The 11743-nt window shown below is 35.6% G+C and carries 12 protein-coding genes; 7 read left to right on the top strand and 5 right to left on the bottom strand.

Translation table 11 applies throughout. The features are described 5' to 3' along the window. Positions 1 to 389, bottom strand: a 389-nt coding sequence (locus Rain11_RS12990) for a transposase (RefSeq protein WP_165778144.1), incomplete at its 3' end; no start/stop codon positions are given. Positions 390 to 537: 148 nt separating this feature from the next. Here Rain11_RS12990 and Rain11_RS12995 point away from each other — a divergent pair. Continuing rightward, positions 538 to 1902 carry a PAS domain-containing protein gene (locus Rain11_RS12995; protein ID WP_101359804.1) on the top strand — a complete coding sequence of 455 codons (1365 nt, stop codon included), beginning with the start codon at positions 538 to 540 and terminating at the stop codon, positions 1900 to 1902. 2 nt (positions 1903 to 1904) lie between these two features. Here Rain11_RS12995 and Rain11_RS13000 read toward each other — a convergent pair whose 3' ends face one another. Beyond that, on the bottom strand, positions 1905 to 2879 hold the full coding sequence (locus tag Rain11_RS13000) for an SDR family NAD(P)-dependent oxidoreductase (protein WP_101359805.1): 975 nt from the start codon (positions 2877 to 2879) through the stop codon (positions 1905 to 1907). A 69-nt stretch (positions 2880 to 2948) separates the two neighbouring features. Here Rain11_RS13000 and Rain11_RS13005 point away from each other — a divergent pair, with 69 nt between their 5' ends. The 6 genes from Rain11_RS13005 to Rain11_RS13030 all read left to right on the top strand — a co-directional run bounded on the left by Rain11_RS13005 (position 2949) and on the right by Rain11_RS13030 (position 8657). Then, the gene (locus Rain11_RS13005; protein WP_207764458.1) at positions 2949 to 4583 is read left to right on the top strand and encodes a DNA methyltransferase; all 1635 of its coding nucleotides are present in this window, start codon (positions 2949 to 2951) and stop codon (positions 4581 to 4583) included. Next, entirely contained in the window at positions 4580 to 5632 is a 1053-nt protein-coding gene (locus Rain11_RS13010) for a TdeIII family type II restriction endonuclease (protein WP_101359806.1), read from the top strand. Before Rain11_RS13005 ends, Rain11_RS13010 begins: the two co-directional genes overlap by 4 nt. A gap of 170 nt (positions 5633 to 5802) precedes the next feature. Next, a complete protein-coding gene (locus Rain11_RS13015) occupies positions 5803 to 6630 on the top strand; it encodes a TolC family protein (protein WP_101359807.1) in 828 nt (275 codons plus the stop codon). Continuing rightward, positions 6599 to 7204 carry a TolC family protein gene (locus Rain11_RS13020; RefSeq protein ID WP_165778145.1) on the top strand — a complete coding sequence of 202 codons (606 nt, stop codon included), beginning with the start codon at positions 6599 to 6601 and terminating at the stop codon, positions 7202 to 7204. The genes Rain11_RS13015 and Rain11_RS13020 overlap by 32 nt, the downstream gene beginning before the upstream one ends. A gap of 36 nt (positions 7205 to 7240) precedes the next feature. Continuing rightward, on the top strand, positions 7241 to 7510 hold the full coding sequence (locus Rain11_RS13025) for a hypothetical protein (RefSeq protein ID WP_101359809.1): 270 nt from the start codon (positions 7241 to 7243) through the stop codon (positions 7508 to 7510). Between the two features lie 88 nt (positions 7511 to 7598). Continuing rightward, on the top strand, positions 7599 to 8657 hold the full coding sequence (locus Rain11_RS13030; protein WP_101359810.1) for an asparaginase: 1059 nt from the start codon (positions 7599 to 7601) through the stop codon (positions 8655 to 8657). 6 nt (positions 8658 to 8663) lie between these two features. Here Rain11_RS13030 and Rain11_RS13035 read toward each other — a convergent pair whose 3' ends face one another. The 3 genes from Rain11_RS13035 to Rain11_RS13045 all read right to left on the bottom strand — a co-directional run bounded on the left by Rain11_RS13035 (position 8664) and on the right by Rain11_RS13045 (position 11596). Further along, a complete protein-coding gene (locus tag Rain11_RS13035; protein WP_101359811.1) occupies positions 8664 to 9068 on the bottom strand; it encodes an energy transducer TonB in 405 nt (134 codons plus the stop codon). 5 nt (positions 9069 to 9073) lie between these two features. Then, a complete protein-coding gene (locus Rain11_RS13040) occupies positions 9074 to 10072 on the bottom strand; it encodes a glycosyltransferase family 9 protein (protein ID WP_101359812.1) in 999 nt (332 codons plus the stop codon). A gap of 219 nt (positions 10073 to 10291) precedes the next feature. Then, a complete protein-coding gene (locus Rain11_RS13045; protein ID WP_165778146.1) occupies positions 10292 to 11596 on the bottom strand; it encodes a SpoIIE family protein phosphatase in 1305 nt (434 codons plus the stop codon). Positions 11597 to 11743 lie beyond the last annotated feature (147 nt).

Genomic DNA, 11743 nt, shown 5'->3' on the forward strand with positions numbered 1-11743 from the left:
AGTGTATTACTCGTCTTACTTGCTTTGCGTCCCTGATACCCCACCGCAGCACCGCCTCGCTTACAAGGTGTATGACTGCCATCTAACTGCACACAAGACAAGTCCAAATCTCGGCGATGTTCAAGCAATAAATTTATCCATACCTGTGTCCAAGAACCGTCTTTTATCCACTCCCGAAAATGATAATAAACCCCTTGCCAAGTCAAACTTTTTGAACTAAAAAAAGACTTTACAGGTAAAAAACGCCATTGCACCCCTGTTTTCAACCGATAAAGAATGGCTGATACTATTTCAACCATAAATTCAGGCTCTAAAGATTTCCCGAAACTTCCTACTTGTAAATGTGGTATTATATACCTTTTTATATTATCTTTGCTTAAGATTTCCATGAAAAGTAATATTTTAGTTTCAGCACCTAAATATACAACTTTCATTGGAAATCTTTTTCAATCCTAAACAACTTCAGTTACTAATATGAAAGAAAAATGTTTGACAATAGAACTTTTTTTGAATACTTTTCGCTCTAAACTTTACTAAATGACGAACCTTGAAATTGAGGCGTTACTTCCTTCTTATTTAGTCAATAGTGAAATATTGGCGGTTGTTGTCATAGACTTGCAAGAAAATTACTTGTATCATAATGAAATTTTCAGGAAAAATTTTATTTTTGAAAACGAAGTGCTGGGTACTTCTTGCTTGCATACCATTGCCCCCGATGACCATCAGCTTTGCAAAGATACGGTAGATAAGTGCTTTCAATATCCCGAAAAAAACTTTTCACTTTATTTACGCAAAAAAACAGCCAATCAGCAGGGGTTTTACCTTACCCATTGGGATTTTTCCGCTTTCAAAAATCAGAGAGGGGAAGTTTGTGGTATTTTAGGAATTGGTTATGACGTTTCCTTTTTAGCAGAGAGTCAGAAACTTATCAAAGCCAATGCTACCAAGTTGAGAGCATTGTTGGAAAGCTCGGAGTATAGTCAGGTGCTTATCAGTCCCGATTTCAAAGTGCTTCTGTGTAATCAAAAAGCACAAGAACTCTCGCAGATGATTTTTAATAAAAATTTAAGCGAAAATGATAATTTTTTAGACTTTGTAATGCCCGAAGCCCACTCAGATTTTACAGAGGCTTTCAAAAGAGCTATGCAAGGCGAAACATTTGAATTGGAGCGAGAAAGAGAGTTCCAAGGAAAAAAACTTTGGCTGAAAATGAAATATGCCCCCGTATATGATGAAGCAGGGCGGGTGCTGGGAGTTTCGCTGGTAACTTTGGATATTGATGAAAAAAAACGCATACAAGATAAACTTAAAAGTTCGGAAATCAAGCTCCGAGCCATTGTAGATAGTACCAATGATAACAATGTCCTCCTTTCACCCGATTTTAAGGTACTTTCTTTCAATAAAAAAGCCTTTGAGAATGTAAAACTTTTCTTTGGAGCAGAAATGAAAGAAGGCGATGATTTCAGAAAGTATGTTGTACCTACTCGCGAAACCGATTTTCAGAACTATGTCAAAAGAACTTTGCAAGGCGAAACCATTGTTGAAGAGCTTTGCATAGACCTTGAAAATGGTGAGCAGTACTGGTTTTTGGTTTCTTTTTTTCCTGCCTATGATGAGGAAGGCAATCTGATTGGTGTCTCGTACAATGCCTCTGATATTGATAAACGTAAAAAATACGAGTTGATTTTAGAAAAGCAAAATAGACAACTTCGTGAAATTGCTTATATTCAGTCGCACAAAGTTCGCAAACCTGTGGCAAATATTTTAGGTCTGATGCAACTGATGGATAAATCCAAAATGAGTGAAGAAAATCAGAAATATTTTGATTATCTCTTGCAAGCTACCCAAGATTTGGATAAGATTATACACGAAATCGTAAGTAAAGCGTATCAGATAGAGTAAAGCTATTGCTTATTTTTTACTACCCATTCCAATGTTTCTTGTAAAGGTGTAAAACTAAAATCAGGTATAAATTTTCGGATTTTTTCATTTTGATAAACAATTTGCCTTTGAGAATTGCGAGCTGTTTCTTTGCTGATAAAAGGTCGGCGGAAGGTAAAAAGAGCTATTAAACTGCTTATCCGCCAAGCAATTTCAGCTAAAAAAGGACTTACCTTCAAGAACGGAGGCTTTTTATTCATTAAATTTGCTATTTTTTCAAAAAGTTCTTTGTAGCTTAAAGTATGTCCGTTTAAAATAAATCTCTCTCCCGTGATGTTACTTTCTGCTAAATACAACACTGCTTTGAGAATATCGCGTACATCAACTACATTGGCGGTGCCTGTGGGGTACATTTTTCCGCCTTTGGCAATGTAATCAAATACTTTTAGGCTGGTTTGTTGCCATTTACCTGCTCCAAAAATCAAGGAAGGATTGAGAATTACAGCGGGCAAACCTTCATTGATACCTCGCCAAACCTCCAATTCCGAAAGATATTTGCTTTGAGCGTAATTCGTATTCCAGTCTGAATCTTCCCAACGACTTTCTTCATTTACGTAGGTTTGTCCCTTTTTTTTACCCAAAGCCGCCACTGAGCTAATATGAATCAATTTTTTTATTTCCTTGCTCAAACAGGTATTTACTACGTTGGCAGTACCTTCTACATTGGTTTTCATCATCAAATCTTTATCGGCACTATCAAAAGAAACTACCGCCGCCGAGTGAATAACCATATCGCCCGTTTCTATGGCTTTGTCTAAAATAACTAAATCCGAAATATCTCCTTCTATCCAAGTTATTTTATGAGCATATTCACCCAAAAAGTCCATTTTTGAACTATCTCTTTTGAGAGCTTTTACAGCATAACCTTTATCTACAAATCCTTTGGCAAGGTAGCTTCCTAAAAGTCCCGTGGCTCCTGTGATGAAAACTTGTGGCATAAGTTTTTTACTTGTTGATTTTCAAAGAATGTGCGAATTTACTACTTTTGTAAATAAAATCAGATAAAAATGGAAAAGCAACTGCAAATAAATACTATCAAAGAGGAAAAAATATCTGAAACATCAACTTTATTTACCATTAGAGAAGCGGCAGATTTTGCCAGTAAATATATTAACAAAAACGTAACGGTTTCAAATATTACTTACTTGTTAAACTACGGCAGAGTACCAAAGGTTGATAATAATGGCTTAACTCTGATTAGCAAGCAAGAACTTATCAAATATTATGAAAATTTCTATGGTCGCAGAGAGTTGGATTGGAAAAAGAAATTAGGCGATGATTTGAACTGGTCATTGAGCTTTGAGCATCTTAAAGAGGCTGAAACTACGAAACATGTACATCGTTTGCATCCTTACAAGGGGAAATACATTCCCCAATTGGTAGAGTATTTTTTAGATGGACATACAGATGAGTTCAAAAAACAAGTCTTTTTCAACAAAGAAGATATTGTGCTTGACCCTTTTTGTGGCAGTGGAACAACTTTGGTGCAAGCAAATGAGTTAGGAATACATGCTATTGGGGTAGATATATCAGCTTTTAATGCGTTGATTAGTAATGTTAAAATTTCAAAAGTAGATTTTACAGAACTTTATCAAGAAACTGAAAGAATAAGTAAAGCTCTTAAAAAATTTGTGGCTAATTCATCACATCTTGCTTTTGAAAAAGAACTCGCCGAATTTTTGACCGATTACGATAAGAAATACTTTCCCTCACCTGAATTTAAGATAAAGGTAAGAAAAAAAGAAATTGACGAAGAAAGCTATACCGAATTACACGAAAAAATTGTTTTGAAAAAGTTTTATGAATTGATAACCAAATATCAAATCAAAGTTAAACAAGATAAACAAAACACCTTTTTGGAAAAATGGTACTTACAAACAGTTCGCAATGAGATTGATTTTGTTTTTGAGCAAATTAAAGAAGTGCAAGATTTACAGGTAAAAAATGTACTCACGGTGATTCTGAGTCGTACTATTCGTAGTTGTAGAGCAACAACTCACGCAGATTTGGCAACTTTGGTAGAACCTGTAACCACTCCATACTATTGTGCCAAACACGGCAAAATATGTAAACCTTTGTTTTCTATACTCTCGTGGTGGGAAAGATACTGCAAAGATACTATTCAACGATTGGCAGAGTTTTCAAAATTACGAACAAACACCTTCCAATATTGTCTAAACGGCAATTCGGAAACCATAGATATTCTGGCAGAATTAGAAAAAAAACATTTTGATTTTTACGAATTAGTCAAACAAAAAAAAATTAGGGGTATTTTTTCAAGTCCGCCGTATGTAGGTTTGATTGACTATCACGAACAGCACGCCTACGCCTATGATTTATTCGGCTTTGAACGTAAAGATGAACAGGAAATCGGCTCTATGTCTAAAAAGCAAACTAAACAAGCTCAACAAGATTATGTAAAAGCTATTGCTAATGTACTCAATAATTGCAAAAAATTTTTAGCTGATGATTATGATGTTTTTTTAGTAGCCAATGATAAGTTTAATCTTTATTCACAAATTGCTGAAATGGCAGGTATGCAAATTGTTAATCAATATAAACGACCTGTGCTAAATAGAACTGAAAAAGATAAGGGTGCATATTCAGAGATTATTTTTCATCTAAAAAGAAATTCAATATGACAATTAGCAATACATTGAAAGAAAAAATTGCTGTTCAGGTTATTAGAACTCTTTACCATCAGTTTGAAAAATTTCCTAATGATGTTAGTAGCAATCGTAATGCACCTTTTCACGAAGCGTTTGTAAAGGCTTTTTCATATAATTTGAATGGTAAAGTTTCATCTATTCCTACGCTCATTAGTTTAAGTAGTTGGTTGCACGGCTTAAATACGAGTTTGGGGCAATCTTTCTTTGAAAATACTGCTCACATTCTTTGCGGGGGAGAAAAAAGAGAATTCACTACCAGTAAAAGGAATAATTTGCCGATTGAACAAGAGCAAAAAGATTTCATTTCAAAAATTATTACTGATTTGAGCAACGGTAACAAAATGCCTTCTTTAGCTAATGAAAATAATATGATTTTTCAGAAAGTGCTTACAAGTAATCTTGTAGAGGGTACAGATTTTACAGCAGATGTATTTTATGAAAACGACACTGAAATTGTGTGTATTGAAATAAAAACCGTAAAGCCTAACAAAGGTATATTTAGAGTAGAAAAACAAAAAATTCTAGAAGCAAAAGCTGCATTAAAAAATAGATATCCACAAAAAAACATTAGTTATTTCTTAGCTTTTCCCTTTGACCCTCTAAGCGATATCCCCTGTGGTTACAATAAAAAACGCTTTATGGATTATAGTGTCGGTTTTACTAAGTATTTTGATGAAAATGAAATTTTATTAGCAGGAGAATTTTGGGATTATCTTTCAGGTGTAGAAGGTACAATGGAGGCGATTTTAGAGATTATCAATACAATTGCTACCCCTCATTTTATGAATGAGCTGACTTTTTTGAGTGAGCCCCAAAACAGGATTACACAAAGGCAGGATTATTTAGACTTGTTGGAAAAGTGGTTTTTGTTTCAGGAACACTTTTTAGTTATGCACATTGATGAAATCAGTAAAAAAATAACTAATAAAAATGATGAACGTATGCTCAACCAATCTTGCTTCAAAGAGGGAGAATATAAATCTGATAGAGTGCAACATTTGTTGCGTTTATTGTCAAAATAACGTTAGAAACTGATAGGTAGATTTAAGTTAAATCTTTAATAATAGGTAGAAGGATAATAAATTGAATGTGGCTGTGTAAAATAGCTGTAAAACAATATTATTCTTAAAAGCAAGTAAATTGTGAAATTTTTTTCACAATTTTGTCAAAATTTATACAAGTAGCTTGTGCTATGAAAAAAAATTTATTTCTTTGTTTGCTTGTTTTATTTGCAAGGTGTCTTTTCGCCCAAGATACTCTGCAAGTATTTTCTTTGCGAGATTTGTATGCTCAAATGCTTCGCCACCACCCGATTGTCAAGCAGATAGACCTTTTCCCACGAATTGCCCAAGAAGAAATCCGCATAGCTCGTGGAAATTTTGACCCTAAATTGGAAGTAGATTACCTCCAAAAGACGCTCAAAGATAAATTTTATTACAGCTATTGGGATAGCCGTCTGAAAGCTCCCATTTGGATTGGAGAACTGAAAGCAGGCTACGAACTCAACGAAGGAGAACTCATTGATACCGAAAATAAATCGCCTGATAGAGGTTTGGTGTATGCAGGTATTAGCATTCCATTGGGGCAAAATCTGCTTATTGATGCTCGTCGTGCAACCCTTCGGCAAGCCCAAGTAATGCAACAAATCGCAGAAGCCGAAAGAATTAAAGAACTCAATAAACTTTTCTTTTCTGCTACCAAAGATTATTGGGAATGGTATGCTCGCTACAATGAGTTGCGTTTTATTCGTAAAGGTTATGAGCTTGCCGAAGAGCGTTACAACTTTATCAAGCAGATGATTCAATTTGGAGAGGCGGCGGCTATTGATTCTGTGGAAGCAAAAATCACACTTCAAGAGCGTACTATCCAACTTCGCCAAGCCGAAATAGATTTCCGTAATGCAGGGCTTTTACTTTCTGTGCATTTATGGAATGAAAACTTGCCCGTAGAATTACCCGAAAACGCCGTTCCTGAAACAATTGCTCAAATTGAGATTTTTCAGCGAAGCCCGATTGAATGAACTTTTGCAATTTGCCGAGCAAAATCACCCTGAAATTCAGAAAGTTCGCTTCAAACTTACTCATTTAGATATTGAAAGACGCTTTCAGGTAGATAGGGTAAAACCTCGTATCAATTTGCATTACAATGTACTTACGGCGTACAATCCGATGAAATTTGAAATGAATGCCGATTATTTTGCCAACAACTATAAAATAGGCTTAGATGCCAGTTTCCCGCTTTTTTTACGTAAAGAAAGAGGCAAAATTTTTCAAACTCGCTTCAAAATCAACCAAACGGAATTTGAGCAAACTCAACTAACCCGACAAATTCTTACACAAGTACGAGCCTCGTACAACGAACTTAAACTAATGGAACAAAATTTGCGTTTGCAAGAAGAAATTGTGAAAAATCAGCAGAAATTGCGTGATGCCGAACAGCAACGTTTTGTGAATGGTGAAAGCTCTGTTTTTCTTATCAATGCACGTGAAAGCAAACTGATAGATTTGCAGGTAAAACTCGTTGCCTTACAAGCAAAATATGAAAAAGCCAAAGTGATGCTTCGTTGGGCGGCGGGAGAGCGTTTTTGGGAATAGACTTTATGGAAAAGCTACTTCCGAAACTTGAAATATATGTCTAAATGTATTTGTGGCGATATTCCCAAATATGAAAGAATAGGTAGCCGTCAGGAGTTAAACAATTACTTGGATTTAGTGTATAGGCTCGCAAGAGAAGGGGTTTTAGAAATTACTTCGGATATTGGCGATAATGTAGATTATGCTCATATTGAAATGTTTTGCAAACAATGCAAACGAAAACTAATGCTTGTTTGCGAGGCTTATCACGGGGCAGGCGGATTTATTGGTTCTGCGAGATACAAAAGTGGAAAAAGACCTAAATAAAATTGTTTGTTAAAAGTTTGACTTGCAATAAGTTTTTTATGAGCAACGATGTTACTATTATCTGATATCTAATCTCTAAATACTGCCAATGCGAACTATTACTATCAATACAGCAACGCCGCTTCCTCCGCAGGCGGCGATTTTGGTAATTTACACGGGAGGAACGTTAGGAATGGGCTACAATGCACAAGGCGTGTTAAGTCCGTTGGATTTTGAGCGTATCCAAGAGCGTATTCCCGAGCTTAATCGCTTTGATTATGAAATTACGGTAATTGCTTTTGATAAACCATTGGACTCTTCTAATATTGTGCCCAATCATTGGCTTATTTTAGCAGAAATTATTGAGCGAAACTACGAAAAATTTGATGGTTTTGTTATTCTGCACGGCACTGATACAATGGCTTACACGGCTTCGGCTTTGAGTTTTTTATTTGAAAATCTTGCCAAGCCAGTTATTCTTACAGGGGCTCAGTTGCCTATTGGGCAGGCGAGGAATGATGCTCGTACAAATTTTGTTACTGCTCTTGAAATTGCAGGCTCAAGAAATGGCGAAGGCAAAGCCCTTGTCCCCGAAGTATGCATTTACTTTGATTATTTTCTTTGGCGTGGCAATCGCTCACGAAAAGTAGAGAGCCGCCATTTTGATGCATTCAGTTCGCAAAATTACCCCCATTTGGCAGAAGTAGGTATTGATATTCAGTACAATTTTTCGGCGATTATGCCTCTGCCTGCACAGGCTTTTCGGGTGCATACAAAAATGGAAAATTCAGTAGGATTAGTGAAAATTTTTCCGGGTATGCCTGAAATTTTTTTAGAAAAAGCACTTTTAGAAAATGATTTACAAGCAATTGTTCTTGAAACTTATGGTTCAGGAAATGCACCCACTCACGAGTATTTCCTAAAAACGCTTGAAAAGGCTATTTTGCAAGGGAAAATCTTGCTAAATATTTCGCAATGTTATGGAGGAATGGTAATGCAAGGCAAATACGAAACCAGCAAATCTTTGGCAGATATGGGCGTGGTGAGTGGGAAAGACATTACCACCGAAGCGGCGGTTACTAAATTGATGTTTCTTTTAGGGCAAAATTTGCCAAAAACAGAAACAGAAAAATTATTGGCTATTTCTTTGCGGGGCGAAATGAGCTAAAAAAGTCTATCTTGGCAGTTTGAACACTACTTGAAAGGTCATTTTGACATTAACAGGGGTATTTTTGTTGTAACCTGCTACCCACGGCGGGCTTTCGGAAAAAACCCGAATTACTTCTTCATCTAATCCGTACCCTAATCCTTTGATAATCTTGATATTGTGTAAATTGCCTTTTTTATCTACTACAAAACCAACAAACACATAGCCCTCAATTTTTTTATCCAAAGCCTCTTGGGTATAATACAAATTTTCTTGCAGGTATTTGTAAAATTTGGCATAACCGCCTTCGGGCTGAGGCATTACTTCTGCAACGGTATAAATGGTATCTTGTAAAACACTATTGTCTTGTGCTTGGGCTTGCAAAACACAACAATAAAGTGAAAAAAACACTATTGCAAGCCATTGAAACATAGTTTTTACAAAATTTCTACTAACTTTTCTACCGCAATAGTTTCGGCACAGGCAAAATGTTCTTGGGGACAAGCCTTGTAGCCGTGCAAACCACAAGGGCGACAACGCAATTTTTGCGAGGTTTCCACAATATACGATTTTTCTGAAATAGGGAAAAAACCAAAATCAGGAATAGTAGAGCAAAAAATAGCACACACAGGAGCATTTACAGCCGAAGCTAAATGTAAAGGAGCAGAGTCATTTACGTAATTCATTTTAGCAGTTTTCATTAGTGCCGCTGATTGCAGTAGGCTCAATTTGCCTGCTAAATTTTGAATGAAAGGATAGTGGCTTTCAGTAATAATTTGCTCACATAGTTTGCTATCTTGCTTTGCTCCAAGCAAATAGATGTTTATTTCCGAAGGGAAAAGCATTTTAATAAACTCTACCCATTTGTGAGCGGGAAACTGCTTGGTAGCCCATACCGAAGCAGGGGCTATGCAGATGTAATTGGAAGTCAGATAAGGCTCAATAGCCTGATAATCGGTAGCAATAGGGTAAAGACGGGGTAAAGCAGGTTTTTCGTCTGTAAGGTGAGCTATTAGCTGATGGTTACGCTCTATTTCGTGAAAATTTTTACGAAATTTATGCGGAAAACTTTTGCTCGCAAGCCACCAGAAAGGATTTTTGCGGAAACAATATTTTTCTTTTGCCCCTGAAAATGCCATCAAAAAACCCGATGAAGCAAAACGATGCAAATTGATAACCACATCAAAATGCTCTGCACGGATTTTTTGCAAAGTTTGCCACAGATTTTTGTATTTATGCTTGCCTTTTTCCCAAGTCCAAGTAGCTTTTAGAAAAGGGTGTCCTGTAAAGAGTGTTTCAAAACCTTTTTTTACTAAAATGTAAATTTCAGCATTAGGATAATAGGAGTGTAATTTTTCTAATACAGCCGTAGCCAGAATAACATCACCAATAAAAGCAGTTTGAATAACAAGAATTTTTCGGTAATTTTTGTTCATTCGTTTTCATAACATTTTGGCACGAAAAATTACAGAATTTTTGCTATTCAGAATAATTTTTCTTTGATTTTTGTCTCAAAAGAAAGCAGAAATGATAATACTAATGGGTCGTAAATAATGACAATTACTTGAAAAAAGTTGAGATAATCTATGAAAATTTAGATTTGATTTGAATGAAGTTTAGAAAAGTAAAATTGTACGGGCTGACTGATGAAATACTTATGTTATTTCAATACCGATTAAAGAAATATCATCTGTTTGACTTTCATCTTGTTGCCAACTTGTTAGTTTTTCATTGAGCCAAATGCCTTGTTCTGCAACAGGCATAGAAGCACTTTCTTTGAGCCAGTTTTTAAGATTTTTTGAGCCGATTTTTCTGTTTTTTTCGCCACCGAATTGGTCTGTATAGCCGTCTGAAAAAAGAAAAATTCTGTCATTTTGTTTTAGGTCAATGATACTTTGCGAAAAAGCCTGTTTTTCGTGATATTCAAATTGAGAAACAGGAATTTTATCTCCGTCATATTCTATGATTTCGTTTTCTCGTAATAACCATAAAGGTCTTTTTGCACCACAAAAAAAGAGTTGATAAGGATTAGTGAGCGAAAAACTACAAAGAGCGATTTCCATACCATCTTTAACTTCTTGCTCGCTATGTTTAGAGAAGGTTTCCACAACAATTTTTTTAGCTCTTTCAAGAATGAGGTTGGGCTGAATAATGTTTTCTTCAATAACAATTTTAGTAAGAGCCGAACTGCACACCATACTTACCATAGCCCCAGGTACGCCGTGTCCTGTGCAGTCGGCAACGGCAAAAAATACATTTCCATTATGCACTTCCAACCAATAAAAATCGCCCGCTACAATATCGCGAGGTTTGTACAAAATAAAGCTTTTTGGGAAAATCTGATACCATTCTTTATCGTTGGGAATTAGAGAGTTTTGTATGCGTTGAGCATAACGGATACTATCCAAAATATTTTGATTTTTATGCTCAATTTCAGTTTTTTGAGCCTCAACAATTCCTTTTTGTTTTTCTACTTCGTTTTTTTGTTTTTCAATAATTTTCTTTTGTTTGCTCGTAACTCTAAACCGATTATACAGCACGCTTGCTAAAACAAGAGCCGAAAACAAGCCACCGAATAAAGCAATTTGTTCATTTTTTTTGGCACGGATTTCAGCTTGTTGCTTGGCGATTTCAGTATTTTTAATGGCAAGAGCTTGCTCATTTCTTATACTATCAGCGAGTTTTTGTTTTTCGTAATTATACTGCAACTCTTTTTGCAAGAAGGCTTTGATATTTTCGGTTTGAGAAAGTGAATCTTTGAGATGTACGTACCTTCGCAAAGATTGAAGGGCTAAAAAAGGGCGTTTGGTTTCCTCGTATAATTTAGCTAAATTTTCGTGAGTATCTCTTTCGTTGTCGTAGGCGGATATTTCTTGGGCTATTTTTAAGGCATTTTGCAAGAAATACTCGGCTAATGGATAATTCTTTAATGATAAATAAATCCCACCTATAGAGTTCAAATTCACAAGTTCGCCATATTCAATATGACCGCCAAGTTATGAATTAGTGGATATTGACGGCGTTTAATTTAACAAAATTAAGAAAGATTTCATCATTAAGAAAATCCTTATTGTTTTTTTGTGAGGTATAAAAAAAATACTTATAGC

Source organism: Raineya orbicola, assembly GCF_002843425.1.
Lineage (GTDB): Bacteria > Bacteroidota > Bacteroidia > Cytophagales > Thermonemataceae > Raineya > Raineya orbicola.